15 protein-coding genes are annotated in these 19,479 nt (G+C 71.8%); 1 reads left to right on the top strand and 14 read right to left on the bottom strand.

Going from position 1 to position 19,479, the window contains the following annotated elements:
• Positions 1 to 115: 115 nt before the first annotated feature.
• From ACQPXG_RS13895 to ACQPXG_RS13855, 9 genes are all read right to left on the bottom strand, one after another.
• Complete coding sequence (locus ACQPXG_RS13895) at positions 116 to 1,033, bottom strand: helix-turn-helix domain-containing protein (RefSeq protein WP_433468074.1); 918 nt, start codon at positions 1,031 to 1,033, stop codon at positions 116 to 118.
• Positions 1,034 to 1,130: 97 nt separating this feature from the next.
• Entirely contained in the window at positions 1,131 to 1,973 is an 843-nt protein-coding gene (locus ACQPXG_RS13890; protein WP_433469962.1) for a GNAT family N-acetyltransferase, read from the bottom strand.
• Between the two features lie 112 nt (positions 1,974 to 2,085).
• Positions 2,086 to 3,690, bottom strand: coding sequence for an alpha/beta hydrolase (locus ACQPXG_RS13885; protein ID WP_433468073.1), 1,605 nt, complete (start codon positions 3,688 to 3,690; stop codon positions 2,086 to 2,088).
• Positions 3,691 to 3,852: 162 nt separating this feature from the next.
• Entirely contained in the window at positions 3,853 to 5,454 is a 1,602-nt protein-coding gene (locus ACQPXG_RS13880) for an alpha/beta hydrolase (protein ID WP_433468072.1), read from the bottom strand.
• Between the two features lie 88 nt (positions 5,455 to 5,542).
• A complete protein-coding gene (locus tag ACQPXG_RS13875) occupies positions 5,543 to 7,204 on the bottom strand; it encodes an alpha/beta hydrolase (RefSeq protein ID WP_433468071.1) in 1,662 nt (553 codons plus the stop codon).
• 283 nt (positions 7,205 to 7,487) lie between these two features.
• Positions 7,488 to 8,681: a flavodoxin-dependent (E)-4-hydroxy-3-methylbut-2-enyl-diphosphate synthase gene (gene ispG, locus ACQPXG_RS13870; RefSeq protein ID WP_433468070.1), complete on the bottom strand. Its 1,194-nt coding sequence runs from the start codon at positions 8,679 to 8,681 to the stop codon at positions 7,488 to 7,490.
• Positions 8,682 to 8,796: 115 nt separating this feature from the next.
• Entirely contained in the window at positions 8,797 to 9,996 is a 1,200-nt protein-coding gene (locus tag ACQPXG_RS13865) for a M50 family metallopeptidase (protein WP_433468069.1), read from the bottom strand.
• Between the two features lie 40 nt (positions 9,997 to 10,036).
• On the bottom strand, positions 10,037 to 11,254 hold the full coding sequence (gene dxr, locus ACQPXG_RS13860) for a 1-deoxy-D-xylulose-5-phosphate reductoisomerase (protein ID WP_433469961.1): 1,218 nt from the start codon (positions 11,252 to 11,254) through the stop codon (positions 10,037 to 10,039).
• A 29-nt stretch (positions 11,255 to 11,283) separates the two neighbouring features.
• On the bottom strand, positions 11,284 to 11,661 hold the full coding sequence (locus ACQPXG_RS13855; RefSeq protein WP_433468068.1) for a winged helix-turn-helix transcriptional regulator: 378 nt from the start codon (positions 11,659 to 11,661) through the stop codon (positions 11,284 to 11,286).
• A gap of 124 nt (positions 11,662 to 11,785) precedes the next feature.
• Between ACQPXG_RS13855 and ACQPXG_RS13850 the strand changes: the two genes are divergently transcribed.
• Positions 11,786 to 12,634, top strand: coding sequence for an NAD(P)H-binding protein (locus tag ACQPXG_RS13850; RefSeq protein WP_433468067.1), 849 nt, complete (start codon positions 11,786 to 11,788; stop codon positions 12,632 to 12,634).
• Here the strand turns inward: ACQPXG_RS13850 and ACQPXG_RS13845 are convergent.
• The 5 genes from ACQPXG_RS13845 to ACQPXG_RS13825 form a co-directional block, all read right to left on the bottom strand.
• Positions 12,631 to 13,686 (bottom strand): sensor histidine kinase, encoded by a 1,056-nt coding sequence (locus ACQPXG_RS13845; protein WP_433468066.1) that lies wholly within the window; start codon positions 13,684 to 13,686, stop codon positions 12,631 to 12,633. The genes ACQPXG_RS13850 and ACQPXG_RS13845 overlap by 4 nt on opposite strands.
• Positions 13,687 to 14,357: 671 nt before the next feature.
• Complete coding sequence (locus tag ACQPXG_RS13840; RefSeq protein ID WP_433468065.1) at positions 14,358 to 15,563, bottom strand: ABC transporter substrate-binding protein; 1,206 nt, start codon at positions 15,561 to 15,563, stop codon at positions 14,358 to 14,360.
• A 468-nt stretch (positions 15,564 to 16,031) separates the two neighbouring features.
• Complete coding sequence (locus ACQPXG_RS13835) at positions 16,032 to 16,397, bottom strand: hypothetical protein (RefSeq protein ID WP_433468064.1); 366 nt, start codon at positions 16,395 to 16,397, stop codon at positions 16,032 to 16,034.
• 222 nt (positions 16,398 to 16,619) lie between these two features.
• A complete protein-coding gene (locus tag ACQPXG_RS13830; RefSeq protein WP_433468063.1) occupies positions 16,620 to 18,119 on the bottom strand; it encodes a CoA-acylating methylmalonate-semialdehyde dehydrogenase in 1,500 nt (499 codons plus the stop codon).
• Positions 18,116 to 19,423, bottom strand: coding sequence for an aspartate aminotransferase family protein (locus ACQPXG_RS13825; RefSeq protein ID WP_433468062.1), 1,308 nt, complete (start codon positions 19,421 to 19,423; stop codon positions 18,116 to 18,118). The genes ACQPXG_RS13830 and ACQPXG_RS13825 overlap by 4 nt, the downstream gene beginning before the upstream one ends.
• Between the last annotated feature and the right edge of the window lie 56 nt (positions 19,424 to 19,479).

Genomic DNA, 19,479 nt, shown 5'->3' with positions numbered 1-19,479 from the left:
CTCCTGTGATTGCAACTTCAGCGCTCACTGTAAGGCCCCGTGGCCCCGATGCCAACAGGCAACTTCTGACGTCCGGCTCCGCCCGGCGCCGATGCCGCTCCCACTCCACTCCCGCTCAATGCCACTCCCATTCGATGCCGACGATGCCGCGGCGGACGGCGCCGGCCGCGAGGTTCGCGCTGCCGGACGTGCCGATCCACAGTTCGCCGAGCCGCTGCCGCGCGGCCGCGGAGCTCTCGGCGGTGAAGCCGTAGCAGCGCGCCGGAAGCCGGTCACCGGCGAACTGGATGATCGCCACGTAGTCGTGGACGGGATGGGGGAAGCGCCGCTCATAGCTGTCGGACGGCGGCCGCCCGGCCGTCCCGAGCTCGTACTCGACGACCGCGGTGTCCCCCGCCGACAGCACCCGGTCGAAGACCAGCTCGAACGCCATCAGCCCGCCCTCGGCGCGGATCCGGCCCGGACGGCCGTACCGGACGTCCGCGAGCGCGGCCGGCCCGTCGCCGGTCCCGCCGCCCGCGGGGTCGCCGTCGCCCACGTGATGGACGCAGACCACGCGGTCGATGTCGTCGTCCGCCGCCCGCAGGACGGTGCGGACCGACAGCGTCCAGGAACGGCGCGCCTCGTCCAGCCGGTACACGTCGTGGATGCCGAGCCGTTCGAGCCGGTGGTCGCCGGACCGGTCGAGCTGGCCGACGAGCCAGGCGTGGCGTTCGGGGTCGGGCCACAGGTCCCGCGCCTCCGCGCCGGGCCGGCCCGCGGTGCGCCCGGCTCGTGCGCCCGCTCCCCGGACGGCCGCGCCGGGCGGCGCGGGATCGTCCAGCAGTTCGGCGAGGGCCCCCGGCGGCACCTGGAGGATCTCCTCCAGCGCGAGGACCACGGTGCGCGATCGCGGGCGGCTGCGGCCCCGCTGCCAATAGCTCAGGGTGGCGACGCTGACCGCCAGGCCCCGCCGGCCGAGCCGGTGGCGGATCCGTTCCAGGGTCAGCCCGCTCGCCTTGATGGCCTGCCGCAACGCCCCGGCGAACTCCACTGCGGGATGCTAACCCGCCCGGCAAGATCGATTCAGTTACCAGGACAGATCAGGCACACAGCGACAACATCCCTGAGAATCCCAGCAAACGGACGTTTCAGAACAGAATCGACATGAACGAGCCCAGCTCGCCGAACCCCACGCGCCGGTACGCCGCCCGCGCCCGCGTGTTGTAGTCGTTGACGTACAGCGAGACCGTCGGCGCGATGCTGCGCAGCGCCTCCCGCACCACCGCGGACATCCCGGTCTCCGACAGACCCTGGCCGCGCAGGTCGGGCGGCACCCACACCCCCTGCACCTGGCAGGCCCGCGGGGTGACGGCGCCCACCTCGGCCTTGAACATGACCCGGCCGTCCTCGATCCGGGCGAACGCCCGGCCGTCGCGGATCAGCTCGGCGACCCGGGCCCGGTACAGCACGCCTCCGTCGCCGGTGTTCGGCGACACCCCGACCTCTTCGGTGAACATCGCCACGCAGGCCGGATAGACGATGTCGAACTCCTCCATCCGCACGCGCCGCACCTTCGGGTCGGCGGGCACGTCGGGGACGGCGGAGGTCGCCATCACGGGCTGGGCGGCGCGGACGGCCCGGGGCGGCCCCCAGTAGGGCGCGAGGATCTCCCACAGATCCCCGACCGCGTCGACCGGCCCGACGATGGAGGAGCAGCGCCGGCCCTGGGCCTGCGCCCGCTCGGCGAACGCGCGGACCGCCTCCGGGCCCGCCGCGACCGGGATCAGGTTCGCGCCGGAGTAGCACAGCGAGACGAGCCGGCCGTCCCGCAGGTAGCCCCACATCTGCGCGCCGAGGCGGCGCGGGTCGAGCCCCGCGGCGTGCACGCGGGAGCTGACGAACACGTTGGACACCGGGTCGGCGTCCAGTATCGCGAGGGCCTCCGTCCGGTACCGGTCGTCCAGCACGCGCACCGGCATCGAGCCCAGCATGCGCACGGCTACCGGCCCCCGGCCCTCACCATTGAAAGCTCCACGCGGACAAGCCTATGTCGTCCGGGGGCCGCGCACCTCCACAGGCTCCATCACGGCCCGATCCGGCGACTCAGCGGTGGGACGCCGCCTGTTGCGCCTTGCCCGCCTTCTTGCCCGTGGCCGGCTGGGGCTCGGGCGCGGCCTTGCACCGCTGGTCCGGGCCGGGCCGGTTCGCGGGCAGGTCGCCGCCGCCGAGATAGCCGGCGACGGCCCGGTCGACGCACCTGTCCCCGGACAGCGAGACGCCGTGGTCACGCCCCTCGACCTGCACGAGGAGCCTGGACGTGGGGAACCGGCGGTGCATCTCCAGCGCGCCCTGGTACGGGGTCGCGGCGTCCTCGGTGGCCTGGACGAGCAGGATCGGCGACAGCGCGGACGTGCCCCTCGCCCGCGGCGGCGGTCCGCCGGGCACCGGCCAGAAGGCGCAGGGCGCGTTGTACCAGGTGTTGCCCCAGGTCTCGAAACGGTAGCCCTGGCGGTAGAGGCGCTCGCTGTCGGCGTGCCAGCGGTTCCAGTCGCGCGGCCAGGCCGCGTCGCGGCACTGGACGGCGTTGTAGACGGTGTAGTTGTTCTGGTCGAGCCGGCTCGGCGGCTGCCACGCCTTGCGCAGCGGCCCCGGGTCGTGCCGGACGATGAGAGCCGACAGGGCGCTCGCGTGCGCCGACCAGGAGTAGTCGGCGTAGCCGTCGGCGAGGAACACGTCGTCCAGTTCGGAGGGCCCGATCTTCCCGTCGACGGGCCTGGCCCTGAGCGCGGCCCGCGCCCTCGCGTAGGCGGCGGAGACCTTCCGTTCGGTGTCCCCGAGCCGGTAGACCTTGTGGTGCCGGGCAATCCAGGCGAAGTACGCGCGGATCCGCTTCTCGAACGCGACGTTCTGGTCGAGGTTGGCGTCGTACCAGACGCCGCTCGGCCGGACGACGCTGTCGAGCACCATGCGGCGGACCCGTCCGGGGAACATCGTCGCGTACACCGCGCCGAGGTAGGTCCCGTACGAGTAGCCGAAGTAGTTGATCTTCCGCTGGCCGAGGGCGGCGCGGATCGCGTCCATGTCGCGCGCCATGTCGGCGGTGCCCATGTGCGGCAGGATCCTCCCGTTCCTGCGGCCGCAGTCGCGGGCGTACGCCCTCGCGCGGTCCAGCCACGCCCGCTCCTCCTCCGCGTTCGCGGGGACGGTGTCGGGGCGCGCGCGGCCCGGGTCCTGGTAGCTCGTGTCGCAGACCAGTGCCGGCCTGCTGGCGCCGACGCCGCGCGGGTCGAAGCCGATCCAGTCGTAGGACGCGGCGACCTTCTTCGGCAGCGCGCCGGTGAAGAAGGCCGGGAGGTCGCGCCCGTGGGCGCCGGGGCCGCCCCGGTTGAGCAGCACCACGCCCTGGGACTTGGGCGCGGTGTGCCGGGCGCGGGTGAGTTCGAGCGTGACCTGCTCGCCCTTCGGGCGGCGGTGGTCGAGCGGTACCCGGATCGACGCGCACTGGAGGCCCTTGAGCCGGGTGCCCTCCACCGGGTCCTTGGCGGGACAGGCCGTCCACGCGAGGCCGGCGGGCCGGGGCTCGGGATGGGGTGCGAGGCGGGCGGCCGCGGCCGCGGGCGATCCCACGGCGGCGGCTCCGGCGACCCCGAACGTGACTGCGGCGGCGGCCGTCCCGGCGGCGGCCCTCTTTCCAGCGTCGTTCAGCACCTTCGCTTTCTACCGGCGGGACGGCCCGATCGGCGTGCACCCCGGATCGCGCGATTCCGGCCGGAAACCGGACCACTGCCGGAAAACGAACCGTGGCGTGCCCGTCCGGTCCCCGCGAAAGGACCGGACGGGCACGCCACGGGACGGCGTGCTATCCGTGTACTACGGGCGTCCGACCGGAAGGTCCTTGCCCGCGGTGGGCCGTGCGGCCTTCGCGGTCATGGCGGTCGGATCCGGGTCGTTCAGCGCCGGGACGGCCTTGCAGTAGGCGTCCGGGCCGCGGTGGCTCGCCGGCAGCGCACCGGTGTCGAGGTACGCCGCGACCTTGTCGTCCAGGCACGCGTTGCCGTTGAGCGTGTTGGCGTGGGTCTTGCCGCCGACCTCGAACACCAGGCGGGAGGACGGGAAGACCTTGTGCATCTCTAGGCCGCCCGCGACCGGCGTCGCCGCGTCCTGGGTGGACTGGACGAGCAGCATGCCGGGCAGGCTCTTGCCGCCCTTCAGCTTGAGCGCCGGTCCGCCCTGGAACGGCCAGAAGGCGATCGGGGCGTTGAACCAGACGTTGCTCCAGGTGTTGAACCGGTAGCCCTGCCTGTAGAGCTTCACGGCGTCGCGGTGCCATTTGCTCCAGTTGCGCGGCCACTTGGCGTCGGCGGCCTGGACGGCGTTGTAGACGGCGAAGCCGTTGTCGTCGCCGCCGGGGTTGAGCCAGTCGAGGAGCCCGGAGGCGTCCTTGTCGTTGGCCCACGCCGAGAGCGCCTGGGCGAACGGGATGTAGAAGCCGGTGTTGTAACCGGCGGACAGGACGATGTCGTCCAGCTCGTCCGGGCCGATCTTGCCGCCGATCGGGGCCTTCTTCGCCGCGGTGCGGACCGCGTAGTACTTGGCCTCGACGGCCTTCTCGCTCTTGCCGAGGTGGTAGAGCGAGTCGTACTTGGCGATCCACGCCCACCAGGACTTCATGTTCCGCTCGAACGCCTTGTCCTGTTCGAGCTGGGCGTCGTACCAGACCGTCTTCGGGTTGACGTTGCCGTCCAGCACCATGTGCTTCACGCGCTTGGGGAAGAGCGTGGCATAGGTGGCGCCGAAGTAGGTGCCGTAGGAGAAGCCGTACCAGCTGATCTTCTGCTGGCCGAGCGCGGCGCGGATCACGTCGACGTCGCGCGCGGCGTCGGTGGTGCGCATGTGCGGCAGCAGCCAGCCGAACTTCTTCGCGCAGTCCTGCGCGTACTTGCGCGACTTGGCGATCCACGCCTTCTCCTCCTTCGAGGAGGACGGGACGTAGTCCGGGCGGATCGGGTCGGAGAAGTTCGGGTCGCACGTCAGCGCGGGCTTGCTGGAGCCCACGCCGCGCGGGTCGAACCCGATGATGTCGTACTTGGCCGCGACGTCGGCGTGCCCGACGCCGCCCATCCAGCGCGCCAGGGCGGGCGCGTACTCGATGCCGGTGCCGCCGGGGCCGCCGGGGTTCACGAGCAGCACGCCCTGGTAGTTCTTGTCGTCGGTGTGCTTGAAGCGCGACACCGCGATGGAGATCTTGCGCCCGTTGGGCCTGCCGTAGTCGAGGGGGACCTCGACCTGGGCGCACTGGGCCTTGTTCATCGGGTCATCGGGGCCGCTGACCTCGCACTTGCCCCAGTCGATGCCGGTGGCCGCGACCGGCGCGGCACCGGCCGTCCCGGTGTCGGCGCTCGCGGAGACGGCGACGCCCGCGCCGCCCGCCGCCACGACCGCCGCGGTCGCGACCAGAACGATCCTTTTCACGTGACTCCCTCAGATCGGCGCCCCCGGAGTTCGCTCCGGGGGCCCGCGTGGAGCTCCGCCCGGCGGTGCGCCGGACGGAGCCCTCGCGTCAGCGGATGACGTCGGCCTTCAGGCGCGCCGCCTGCTGGGAACCCGCGCCGCTCAGCGTCTTGGCGGACGCGGAGGACGGCGGGGTCGGGTCACCGAGCTGCGGGACGTGCACGGTGCTCTGCTCCGGACGCTCTCCCCGCAGGAAGTAGGCATCGAAGTAGGCGTCCACCTGGGCGGAGCCGCGGTGCACGATGCAGTGCGTCCGGTCCCCGTCCTGGACGACCAGCCGCGAGCCCTTGAGCCTGCGGTGCATGTCCAGCGCGCCCGCGTACGGGGTGGCCGCGTCCGCGGTCGACTGGAACATCAGGATGTTGCGCGGCAGGTCGCGCGTGTGGCCGATGTTCACCGGCTTGCCGGCCTTGGCGGGCCAGAACAGGCACGGGGCGTTGTACCAGGCGTTGCCCCACGTCTCGAACGGGTGCTTGCTGTTGATCCGCTCGTTGTCCCGCTGCCACTTCTTCCAGCTCAGCGGCCACTGGACGTCCGTGCACTGCACGCCGAGGTAGACGGCGTACCCGTTGTCGTCGGCCCCGCCGGTGGTCTGCGCGCCGAAGGTCTGCGCGAACGTGGCGGTGTCGCCCGACTTGTAGGCCGACAGGCCCGCGGCGTACCCGTGCCAGACGGCCTGGCTGCGCCGGTAGCCGGCGTTCAGGATCACGTCGGTCAGCTCGTCCGGCCCGACGGCGATGGTCTGCCCGCTGTCGGGGTCGGTGTAGTAGACCGGCTTGTTCTTGAGCTTGGCCCGCAGGTCGTAGAAGTAGCTCCGGACCTGCTTCTGCGTCGTGCCCAGGTGGTACACCGAGTCGTACTTGGCGATCCAGCCGAAGTAGTAGTCGATGTTGATGTCGAACTGGATGTCCTGGTTCAGGTTGGCGTCGTACCAGGCGTCGGAGGGGCCGACGTTGCCGTCCAGCACCATCTTCCCGACCGTCTTCGGGTAGACGGTGGCGTAGGCCGAGCCGAGGTAGGTGCCGTAGGAGGCGCCGTAGTAGTCGAGCTTCTTGCTGCCGAGCGCCCGCCGGATCGACTCCATGTCGTTGACGGAGTCGATCGTCTTGATGTGGTTCAGCAGCCCTGTCGCGTCGGCCTTCGCGCACGCCTCCGCATATCCCTTGGACAGCTTCAGCCACGTGGCGACGGACTTGCGGTCGCCGGTGCCGTAGTCGGGACGCGGGGCGTTGGTGTAGTTCGGGTCGCAGGTGAGCGCCGGGACGCTCATGCCGACGCCGCGCGGGTCGAACCCGATGACGTTGTAGGCGTCGCGCATGGGGGCGGAGTTCTGCGCGAACACGCGCGGGCCGAACAGCGCGCCGCCACCCCCCGGACCCCCCGGGTTGACGACGATGTCGCCCTTGGCCTCACCCTTGCCCGTGTGCGGCGTCCTGGTGAGCTGAAGGGTGATCTTCTTGCCCTGCGGCTTGGCGTAGTCCATCGGCACCGACAGTTCGGCGCACTGCACGATCTTGGAGACCGGGTACAGCGCGTCGTAGAGGTCGTGCACCGTCTTGACGAAGTCCGCAGGGCAGGTGTGCCACGAGAGCGCGGCGGGGTTGAAGCCTCCGGCCGGTCCGGCGGATGGGCTCGCGGCCTGCGCGCTTGTGGCGCCCAGACCGGTGAGACCGAGCCCGGCCACCGCGGCCACGACAACGATCCTCTTCACAAATCCCCCTATCGTGCCGACTCCGGTTGAGTCAGACATACGGGTAAATGAGTGAAGATTGTGGCGGTTCTGGCATCTGCCCCGACAGGGCCCATTTCGAGTGGATGCGGAATCGTGACAAGATCAGCGGAACTTCGTAACACGCTGGGACGTTCCGCTCCCGGGTGTCCGTGCCGACGGCCCACGCGCACGCGAAAGGGCCCCGGGTTCGCACCCGGGGCCCTTCGTGTCGATCAGCCGGTCAGCCGTGCCGGCCGGTCGTGGCGTCGCTTCTCCGCGCGGGTCAGCCGACCACCACGTCGGCGCCGGGCCCGGACACCGAGCCGTCCTCGCCGATCTCGATGCCCATGTCGTCGGCGATGCGCATGGCCTCTTCGATCAGCGTCTCGACGATCTGCGACTCGGGGACGGTCTTGATGACCTGGCCCTTGACGAAGATCTGGCCCTTGCCGTTGCCGGACGCGACGCCGAGGTCGGCCTCGCGTGCCTCGCCGGGCCCGTTCACCACGCAGCCCATCACGGCGACGCGCAGCGGGACGGGGAAGTCCTTCAGCCCGGCGGTGACCTGCTCGGCGAGCGTGTAGACGTCCACCTGCGCGCGGCCGCAGGACGGGCAGGAGACGATCTCCAGGCCGCGCTTGCGCAGCCCCAGCGACTCCAGGATCGCCGCGCCGACCTTGACCTCCTCGACCGGCGGCGCCGACAGCGACACCCGGATCGTGTCGCCGATCCCCTCCGCCAGCAGCGCGCCGAACGCCACCGCCGACTTGATCGTGCCCTGGAACGCCGGGCCCGCCTCGGTGACGCCGAGGTGCAGCGGGTAGTCGCAGGCCGCCGCCAGCTTGCGGTACGCCTCGATCATCACGACCGGGTCGTTGTGCTTGACCGAGATCTTGATGTCGCGGAAGTCGTGCTCCTCGAACAGCGAGCACTCCCACAGCGCCGACTCGACCAGCGCGTCGGGCGTGGCCTTGCCGTACTTCTCCAGCAGCCGCTTGTCCAGCGAGCCGGCGTTCACGCCGATCCGGATCGGCACCCCCGCGTCCTTGGCCGCGCGTGCGATCTCCCCGACCTTGTCGTCGAACTTCTTGATGTTGCCGGGGTTCACGCGCACGGCCGCGCAGCCGGCGTCGATCGCCGCGAACACGTACTTGGGCTGGAAGTGGATGTCGGCGATGACCGGGATCGGCGACTTGCGGGCGATCGCCGGCAGCGCGTCGGCGTCGTCCTGCGACGGCACCGCGACGCGGACGATCTGGCACCCGGACGCGGTCAGCTCCGCGATCTGCTGCAGCGTGGTGTTCACGTCGGCGGTGAGGGTCGTGGTCATGGACTGCACCGACACCGGCGCGTCGCCCCCGACCGGAACGTTCCCGACCATGATCTGCCGGGACCTGCGGCGGGGCGCGATCGGATCCGGCGCCCCCTGCCCGTCGCCTTCGCCGCGGACGCTCGGAATACCCAGTGAAACGCTCATCCCTCTCCTCTGACTGACGGCCCCGCACCAAGCCTAGGCGCCCCACGCGGCTGAGTTGACGGCGCCCGGTACCGAACAGTGTGACCATGCGACTACACCCGGTAAACATTTTGTGTCATTCCGGTAGCCGCAGCGGGTTGAACAGGTCGGCGAGGATCAGCAGCACCCCGAGCCCCACCAGCAGCAGGACGGCGAGGTATGTCAAGGGCAGGAGCCTGGTCATGTCGACCGTGCCCGGATCCGGCCGCCTCCTGATCCGGTTGACGCCGGCCCGCGCCCGCTCGTACCCGACCACCGCGAGGTTCCCGCCGTCCAGCGGGAGCAGGGGCAGGACGTTGAGCGCGCCGAGGAAGATGTTCACCGAGACGACCAGCGACAGGTACAGGGCGAGCTTGTCGCGGGTGGAGCCGCCGGACGAGAAGATCTGCCCGGACACCTCGGTGGCGCCGACCACGCTGCCGACCTGGCCGCCGGGCGTGCTCTCCCGTTCGGGCGAGAACAGTTTCGGTATCGCGGCCGGCAGGTCCGCCGCGACCTGCCCGATGCCGGCGACCGTCCGGCCGATGCCGCGTCCGGCGAACACCGCCGCGTTCAGCGGCCCGGTCCGCTCGTATCCGGCTCCGACGACCGTCGCCGACATGCCGACGAACGGCTGACCGTCCACGTCCGCGAGCGTGACCGGCAGCGTCACCGGCCGCGGCGCCCCGGGCCGCTGGACCACCAGCGTCACCGTCTCGCCCGGCTTCGCCTCATCGATCGCCCCGGTGAGGTCGGCCCAGTCGGAGACGGGCGTGCCGTTGAACGAGACGACGCGGTCGCCGGCGCGCAGCCCCGCCCGGGAGGCCGGGGAACTCGGGCGGTCCTTGCCGCAGCCGCCCGACATCGCGGCGGGCACGCACGGGGTGACCTGGTCGACCGTGCTGGTCACCGTGCCGGGCTCGCGCACGCCGATCGTCATCGCCATCACCATGAGCAGCAGGAACGCGAACGCGAAGTTGGCGGCCACGCCCGCCACGATGACGACCGAGCGGCGTCCGGCGGGCTGCCGGTAGAAGGCGCGCGGACGGTCCGCCGGATCGATCTCCTCCAGCGGCGTGTAGCCGACGATCTTGACGAAACCGCCCAGCGGGATCGCCTTCACGCCGTACTCGGTCTCGCCCCGGCGGGTGGACCACAGGGTCGGACCGAAACCCACGAAGTACTCGGTGGCCTTCATTCCGAACCTCTTGGCGGTCAGCAGGTGCCCGCCCTCGTGGAGCATCACCGACACCAGCAGCGCCACGACGAACGCCGCCGCACCGAGGAAGTAGGCCATCCGGGCCCCCTCTGGGGTTCGTCCCGAGGCGGTCCCCGGGTCAGTCGGTTCCGGTCAGTTCCCTGGTCATCGACCGCGCCCACCCGTCGGCCGCGAGGACGTCGTCCAGCGTCAGGTCACCGGGGGTGCCCGGACCGTGCTCCTCCACTACCCGCGCGACCGTGTCGACTATCCCGAGGAACGGGAGCCGTCCCGCGCGGAACGCGTCCACACATTCCTCGTTGGCGGCGTTGTAAACGGCGGGGACCGTCCCGCCCAGCTCACCGGCGCGGCGCGCCAGCGCCACGGCCGGGAACGCCTCGTCGTCGAGCGGGAACAGCTCCCAGGTGTGGGCCTTCGTCCAGTCGACGCCGGCGGCGGCGTCCGGGACGCGGCCGGGCCAGTCGATGCCGAGCGCGATCGGCAGCCGCATGTCGGGCGGGCTCGCCTGCGCCAGCGTGGAGCCGTCGGTGAACTCGACCATCGAGTGGATGACCGACTGCGGGTGCACCATGACCTCGATCCGCTCCATCGGGACGTCGAAGAGCAGATGCGCCTCGATGACCTCCAGCCCCTTGTTGACCAGGGTGGCGGAATTGATCGTGATGACGGGCCCCATGTCCCACGTCGGGTGGTTCATCGCCTGCTCGGGCGTGACGTCGGCCAGGTCGGCGCGGCTCCGCCCGCGGAACGGGCCGCCGCTCGCGGTCAGCACGAGCCGCCGCACCTCCTCGGCGCGCCCGCCGCGCAGGCACTGGGCGAGCGCCGAGTGCTCGGAGTCGACCGGGACGATCTGCCCCGGCCTCGCCCGTTCCTTGACGAGGGGGCCGCCGACGATGAGCGACTCCTTGTTGGCGAGGGCGAGGGTGCGCCCCGCGTCCAGCGCGGCCAGCGTCGAGGCGAGGCCGAGCGCGCCGGTCACCCCGTTCAGCACCACGTCGCACTGCCAGGCGGCGACCTCGGCGACCGCGTCCGGACCGGCCACGATCTTGGGGATCGGGTAGTCGCCGGAGGCGTAGCCGCGCCGCTTGGCCTCGGCGTAGAAGGCGAGCTGGAGCTCCTGCGCGGCGGACGCCTTGGCCACCGCGACGACCTCGGGCCGGAACTCCAGCGCCTGCTCGGCCAGCAGGCCGACCCGGCCGCCGCCCGCGGCGAGCCCGGTCACCCGGAACCGGCCGGGGTTGCGGCGGATCACGTCCAGCGCCTGGGTGCCGATCGAACCGGTGGAGCCGAGGACGACCACCTCGCGTGCGGTCACGTCGGGGCTTGAGGGAGACATCACCCCACCATTGTCGGGCATCGGCCCGCTCAGCCGCCGCCCGCGTCGTAGGCGTGCCGCGCCCGCTCGACCTTCTCCAGGTTCACGGCGGACCACTCCGCGAGCGTCGCGAACAGCGGAGCGAGGCTGCGGCCCAGCTCGCTGATCTCGTACTCGACCCGCGGCGGCACCTCCGGATGGTAGGTCCGGACGACGAGGCCGTCGCGCTCCATCTGCCGCAGCCGCTGCGTCAGCACCTTCGGCGTGATCGTGGTGATGCGGCGCTGGAGTTCCACGAACCGCTGCCGCCCGTACTCGTGCAGCGTCCAGAGGATCGGGGTCGTCCACCGGCTGAAGACGATGTCGACCACCGGCGCGATCGGGCAGGCGAGCTCGGCGGCCACGTCCTCGGTCGTCGTCTTCCCCATCACGGCCTCCACGGGTAGTCACTTTCTTCTAGGTACCTACTATATCCAGGATGCTAGCTTCGCCGGGTCGCACCGCGACAGCGCCGCCTCCGGTGGCGTCAGCGCAGCTTGGACGGAGAAAGTCATGATCGTTGTCATGGGCGCCACGGGAAACGTCGGGCGGCCGCTCGTGCGGGCGCTGGCCGGGGCGGGCGAGCGGGTGACCGCGGTGTCGCGCACCGCGCCGGACGACCTGCCGGACGGTGTCCGACACCGCGCGGCCGACCTCGCCGAGCCGGAGACCCTGCGCCCCGTCCTGGAGGGCGCGGACGCGCTCTTCCTCCTCGTCGCCGGTCCACTGCTGGGGGACCCCTTCAGCCTGAACCCGCGCGACGTTCTCGATGTCGTGAAGGCCGCCGGCGTGGGGCGGGTCGTGCTGATGTCGTCGCAGGGTGCGGGGACGCGGCCGGCGGCGCACAGCCACGTGCATCTGCGGGCGTTCGAGGACGCCGTCCGCGAGTCGGGACTCGGCTGGACGATCCTGCGGCCGGGCGGCTTCGACAGCAACGCGTTCGCCTGGGCGGAGCCGGTCCGCGCGCACCGGACGGCCGCCGCGCCGTTCGCCGACGTCGCGCTGCCTTTCGTCCACCCGTCGGACATCGCCGACGTCGCGGCCGTGGTGCTGCGGGAGGACGGGCACACAGGCCGCGTCTACGAACTCACGGGCCCGGCTCCGCTATCCCCTCGGGAACGCGCCCAGGTGCTCGGCGACGCGCTGGGGGAAGCGGTGACGTTCGTGGAACAGACCCGGGAGGAGGCCCGGGCGCAGATGGCCGCCTTCATGCCCGAGCCGGTCGTGGACGGGACGCTCGACATCCTGGGCGAGCCCACCGCCGCCGAACGCCGCGTCAGCCCGGACGTGGAGAAGGTCCTCGGGCGTCCGGCCCGGTCCTTCGCGCAGTGGGCCGCGGACAACGCCGCCGCGTTCCGCTAGGCCTGATCCGCGAGCGGCAGGCGCAGGACGAGGCGCGCGCCGTACGAACCGTCGGCGACGTACAGGCGCCCGCCGTGGGCGATGGCGATCTGCCGCGCGATCGCCAGCCCGAGGCCGCTGCCGCCCTCGGCCCGGCTGCGCGCCGAGTCGAGGCGCGCGAAGCGCTCGAACACTCGGTCGCGGTCCGCGGGTGGAATGCCCGGGCCGTCGTCGTGCACCTCGACGACGGCCTCGCCCGCCTCCGCCCGCACCTGCACCTCGATCATCGCGACGGCGTGCCGGTCGGCGTTGGCGAGCAGGTTGACCAGGACGCGGCCGAGGCGGGGCCGGCTGGCCCGGACGAGGATGCCCGGCTCCGCCTTGACGGTCACCGGGACGACCGACGCGCGGCGGCCGATCTCGGTCTCCACCAGCGCCCCGAGGTCGAGGCGCTCGCGGACCGGCACCTCACCGGCGTCCAGGCGGGCGAGGACGAGGAGGTCCTCGACGATCTGGTGCAGCCGTTCGATGTCGGCGAGGGAGTGCCGCAGGGTGTCGGCGACGTCGCCGTCGTCGGGGGCGTCGAGGGCCAGCTCGATGCGGGTCCGCAGGCCGGTGATCGGCGTGCGCAGCTCGTGCGAGGCGTCGGAGATGAACGAGCGCCGCTGCACGGCCGCGATCTCCAGCCGCTCAAGCAGCGTGTTGACCCCGCCTGCCAGCCGCGCGATGTCGCCGCCGGTCACCGGCACGCCGACGCGGCGGCCGGGATCGGACTCGTCCAGCCCCTCCATCTCCCGCTGGAGCAGCACTACAGGCCGCAGCGCGCGACCCGCGGCGCACCGGAGGCTCCAGGCGGCCAGCGCCGCGGCCGCGGCGGCGAGCAGGACCATGACCGCGATGAGCACGCCCACGCGGCCCACATCGCCGAGCAGGTACAGCACGACCGCCGCCACGGCCACCGCGGCCGCCGGCAGGGAGGCGAGCGCGACCGCCGCCGGCGGCGGCCGGCGCGCCCGCACGGAGCGGAGCCTGTGCGGCCGGACGCGCGGAGGACCGACGTTCCGGACCGACATGTCTCCTTTGTACGCACGACACGGCCAAAGGACAGCAAAGGTGCCTGCCGCCGATCGCATAACCCTGGTCTGCAAAACCCCTGGTCCAGAGGCGTTCCGGCGGTCCACCGGAACCGCATAGCCGAGTCGATCTTGGGCCGCCGGGCGACACGTAAGCCTTTGCCGCCCTTTTCACCTTCGGTAACAGTGACAACACTCTTCCCCGCCTATAAAGGAGTGACGTGAAGCCGACTCCCGCCGGGGGGATGGAAACATGGGCCAGACGGGCGAGCCGGTCGTCGATCCGGGAGGGCTGAGCACGGCCCAGCGCCTGGGCGACGCCTGCGTCGTCTGCCGCAAGAGGTGGCCCCGGCCGCGCATCCGCGTCGGCCGCCTGCCGGACTCGTCCGGGGTGTTCGCGTGCGACGACTGCGCACCCGCCCCGCCGGTACCCCGCGCACGGCGGGGCCCCCGGGAGCCGTTCACGGACGCCGGACGGCCGGTCGGGGAGCCGCCGCCCGCGCGGACGACGGTGCCTGCCGCCGTCGTCACGGAGGTCTCTCCAGGGAGAAGGGTGACCCGGGCGTTCGGGGGGAAGTCCGGGACCACCCAGCAGGCGCGCCCGGCTGGGGGCGGTCGGGCGCGCCGGAGAGACCCCTGAGGGCAGGCACCGCGCCTTCGTCAAGCCTTCGTCACGCCTTCGTCGACTGGATCCAGGTCCGGGTCCATGCGGCGTAGTCGGTGCAGTCCTTCTCCTCGGACTCGCCGCCGCACGCCTTCGACGGCGCGTGGGCAAAGATGATCTTGTCGAGGTACCCGCGGTCGCCGACGTGGTAGGCGGCGCAGAAGCCGGACTTGAGGCGGTCGCCCGAGCACGCCTGCGGGTTGGCGGGCGCCACCCCGGTCCACTCGGAAACCTGCTGCTGGACGTCCGGCGACGCCGTCCACTGCAACCACTGGTACATGCAGTTGGGGTGCTGGGCGCGGGCGCCGATCATCCACGCGTCCACCCATCCGGTCGCGCCCTCGGACGGGACGACGCCCTGGACGGGCTTTGCGGCGCGGTTCAGCACGTCCACGTTGTAGGGCCACGCCTCGCCGAGCACGGCCCGCCCGCCGGCGAACGCGCTGACGGCGTCGGCCGGCAGTTCCCAGTACTCCCCGACGTACGGACGCTGCTTCGCCAGCACCCGCCCCGCCGCGGCGAGCTGCGCGGGCGTCAGCGAGTACGGGTCGCGGATCTTGAGCTTGCGCTCCTTGCCCCTGAGGTAGAGCGCGGCCTCGGCGATGGCGAGCGGGCTGTCCCGCATGATGATCTTGCCGGAGTACCGGCGCGCCTGGGCGGGATCGAACAGCGCGGCCCAGCTCGCCGGCGGCGGGACGGCCCGGGTGTCGTACATGAGCAGGTTGGAGCCCCACACGTACGGGATGCCGTAGTGCTTGCCGTCGCGTTCCAGCAGCTTGCGGAGCTTCGGCTCCAGCTTCTTGTAGCCGTCCACGAGGTCGGGGTTGATCGGGACGACCTGGTTCTCCTCGAGCAGCCGCCCCGCGACCTCGGGCGGCGCGGCGACGCCGTCGTACCGGCGGTCCTTGTCGGACAGGAGATCGGCCATCTCCTCGGGCGTCTTCACCACCTTGAGGCCGATCTTGCAGCCGGTGCGCTCCTGGAACGGGGTCACCCAGTCCACGCGCGGGTCGGTGCTGCCGCTCTCCACGGAGCCGGGCAGCGTGAGGAGGTTCAGCATCCCTTCGCCCGGCCCGAGGGTGCTCGCGACCTTCGCGACGCCGGCCGGCTTCTTGTCCCCGCCGCTGCAGGCGCCGAGGCCCGCCGCGGCGAGCGCCGTGGCCGCCACCAGGGCCGCCGCCACCTTGACCCGTCCCGTGGCCTTCAGCCGCATCTCGCTCCCGATCCGTGCCCGGGGCCCTCCCCCTCGTGAACGAGCCCGTCGGCGCAGCGTAGCGTCTCCGGCGCGGCCGGGACGCGTGCACCCGCCCCCCGGGCGGCGGCCGGAGCCCCGCCCGGCCGCCATTCCGTCCGTCCCGGGCGGGGCCGATGCATTAAATCGCAGGTCCTCCGCGCATTTCCCGCCGACCGCGTCCGGACCGGGCCGGAATTACCGAAGATCGCGACTCGACCGTTTCCCGCGGGGGTTTCCAGAAGGTAAGAACCCCATGACCATTGCCGCATCCTTTGCTGCGCATTTCGGTCGGGGTGTTAACGGAGAAACCGCCGGGCCCCGGGGGACGGCGGGTGCTGGCGTCCGCGCCATACACGGAGGTTGCTGGAGAGGGGTATGGCGCGGGCTGCCGTCCTGCCCGGGGCCGCGGCGGCACCGGCGGGCGTGGCGAGGTTGGGGAACAGCGGATCACCGTGCGGTGCTGCCTGGCCACGCGACCACCGGTACCCGGCCGAACGGCGACGGTGTGACGCCCTCGAGACGGAGGAGATTCGAGGGACGCCGCACGTCCTGCCGGGTGTCGCGGGACGGCCGTGCGGGGCCGTCGTGGGGCGCCGGCCGTCCGGCCGGCGGACGCCTGGGTGCGGCGTGCTTGACCACCTCGATCCGTGCGATGAGCCGCTGCGGGGTGTCGGCCTCAAGGAAGTCGCCGACGTCGCGGTCCTTGGGCGGCAGTGCCCACCAGTGGCCGGTGAACAGGCCGAACCAAATGGTCCAGCCCGGGAATCGCCTTCCGAGCGCGTCCACCTCTGCGGCGTGGTCGCCTGCGGTCATAGCGCGGCTCTCCTGCACATCCGGCTCCGCCGGCCGCGCGGCCAGCGGACCCCGTGTTTCTGACTGCCGACCCTGACTCATTAATTTCGCCTCAATTAATTGAGACAGTGAGATTGTGTCGCCCGACACAGACCTCGTCAATGGGTGGAGCCATTATTCATCCGCGCACACCGGACGAAAATTGACGACGGAAATCGCCGCCGGTAGGAAATTCCCGTGCGCTCAGCCGCCGGCGGGGAAACCGAGGTTGACACCCCCGTGAGAGGGGTCCAGCCAGCGCGACGTGACGGCCTTGGTCCGCGTGTAGAAGTGGACGCCCTCCATCCCGTGGGCGTGGCTGTCCCCGAACAGGGAGTCCTTCCAGCCGCCGAAGGAGTAGTAGGCCATCGGCACCGGGATCGGCACGTTCACGCCGACCATGCCGACCTCCACCTCGTTCTGGAAGCGGCGCGCGGCGCCGCCGTCGTTGGTGAAGATCGCTGTGCCGTTGCCGTACGGGTTGGCGGAGATCAGCTCCATGGCGTCCTCGTAGGAGCCCGTCCGCACCACCGACAGCACCGGGCCGAAGATCTCATCCTTGTAGGCGTCCATGTCCGGGGTGACGTGGTCGAGGACCGCCGGGCCCAGCCAGAACCCCTCGCCCGGGCCGCCGAGGACGTCCGGATCGCGCCCGTCGACGGCCAGCGTCGCGCCCTGCGCGACGGCGCCGTCCAGGTAGGAGGCCACCTTGTCCCGGTGCGCCTTCGTGACCAGCGGGCCCATCTCCGACTCCGGGTCGTCGCCGGGCCCGACCGTGAGCCTGGCGACACGCTCGCGGATCTTGGCCGTCAGCTCGTCCCCGACCGGGTCCACGGCGACCACGACGGAGATCGCCATGCACCGCTCCCCCGCCGAGCCGAACCCGGCCGAGACGGCGGCGTCCGCGGCGAGGTCGAGATCGGCGTCCGGCAGCACGAGCATGTGGTTCTTGGCGCCGCCGAGCGCCTGCACCCGCTTGCCGTTCGCCGCCGCCGTCGCGTAGATGTAGCGCGCGATCGGGGTGGATCCGACGAAGCTGACCGCCTTGACGTCCGGGTGGTGCAGCAGCCCGTCCACCGCGGCCTTGTCGCCGTGGACGACGTTGAAGACGCCGTCCGGCAGCCCCGCGTCCGCCCACAGCTCGGCGAGCCGGACCGACGCCGACGGGTCCTTCTCGGACGGCTTGAGCACGAACGTGTTCCCGCAGGCGATCGCCACCGGGAACATCCACATCGGCACCATCGCCGGGAAGTTGAACGGGGTGATCCCGGCGGCCACGCCGATCGGCTGCAGGATCGAGTAGGCGTCCACCCGGGTGGAGACGTTCTCGGAGAAGCCGCCCTTGAGCAGGTGCGGGATGCCGCAGGCGAACTCGGCGACCTCCAGGCCGCGGGCCACCTCGCCCGCCGCGTCCGAGACCACCTTGCCGTGTTCGGACGAGATCAGCCGGGCCAGCTCGTCGCGGTGCGCGCTGACCAGCTCGCGGAACGCGAACAGCACCTTCGTGCGCTGCGACAGCGAGGCGTCCCGCCAGCCGGGGAACGCGGCCTTCGCGGCGGCCACGGCGGCGTCGACCTCGGCCTGCGCGGCGAAGTCGACCGTCCCCGCGAGGCGCCCGGAGGCGGGCTCGTAGAGGTCGCCCCTGCGGGCGGCCTCCCCGGCGAACGGCTTCCCGCCGATCCAGTGCGTGACGTGCTTGCTCATGAGGTGGCCTCCGCATTCACTGCTTCAAGGGACGCGATCAGAATGCCGAGGCCCTCGGCGGCCTCGTCGTCGGTCAGGGTCATCGGCGGTGCCATGCGCACCACATTGCCGTACAGGCCGCCCTTGCCGACCAGCAGCCCCCGCTCCCGGGCGGCCTCCATCAACGCGGCGGCGAGCGGCGGGCTCGGCTCGCCGGTCTCCGGATCGGCCAGCTCGATCGCGAACATCAGCCCCTTGCCGCGGACGTCCGCGACGACCGGGAACCGGCCGGCCGCCGCCGACAGCCCGCCGATCAGCGTCGCGCCCTGCCTCGCCGCGTTCGCCTGCAGGTCGTGGTCGAGGACGTGGTCGAGCGTGGCGTTCGCGGCGGCCATCGAGACGGGGTTGCCGCCGAAGGTGGAGATGCCGACCGCGTGCAGGCCGTCCATGAGATCGCCCCTGGCGACGACGCCGCCGACGGTGAACCCGTTCCCGAGGCCCTTGGCGAACGTCATCATGTCCGGGGTCACGCCATGGGCGCCGATGCCCCAGAAGCTCTGGCCCGTCCGCCCCCACCCGGTCTGGACCTCGTCGGAGATGAACAGGATCCCGAACTCGTCCAGGACGCTCCTGTACGCGGCGAACAGCCCGTCCGGCGGCATCGTGAACCCGCCGACGCCCTGGATCGGCTCGGCGATCAGCGCGGCGACGTCCCCGCCGGTCGCGGTGGCGAGCACGTGCCTGAGGTCCTGCACGCACACGTCGATGTACTGCTCGTCCGGCATGCCGGCGAACTGCGGGAGGTGGCGGTCCGCGCCGTGGAGGAAGTGGACGTCCAGCGGCGAGAACGACAGGTTCGTCCAGGCGCGGTTGCCGGTCACGCCGGTCGCGGCGAACGACCGGCCGTGATAGCTCTGCCGCATCGCGAGGACCTGGTCGCTGCGCCGCGCGTGGGCGGCCAGCAGCAGCGCCGTCTCGTTGGCCTCGGTGCCGGAGTTGGCGAAGAACACCTTCGCGTCCGGGATGCCCGACAGCCGGGCGATCTTCTCGGCCAGCTCCACCTGCCCGCGCAGCAGGTACGCGGTGGAGGTGTGCACGACACCGGTCGCGAGCTGCCGCTCCACCGCGCCCCGCACCTCGGGGACGTCGTACCCGAGCATGTTCGTGAGGATGCCGGTGAAGAAGTCGAGATAGCCGTGCCCCTCGGCGTCGGTCACGCGGTTGCCCTTGCCGCCGACGATCTCGATGGGGTCCCGGTAGTTGAGCGCCATCCAGGACGGCATGACCGCCCGGTGGCGCCGAAGCAGATTCGCGTGTTCCGACATGGGACAAGTCTCGGCCGAGCGGGCGGCGGCGGCCACCCGCAGAGTGTCACGAGCGG

The organism is Spirillospora sp. CA-128828 (genome assembly GCF_050945415.1).
GTDB lineage: Bacteria > Actinomycetota > Actinomycetes > Streptosporangiales > Streptosporangiaceae > Spirillospora.
This window is presented reverse-complemented; position numbering and strand designations above follow the sequence as displayed.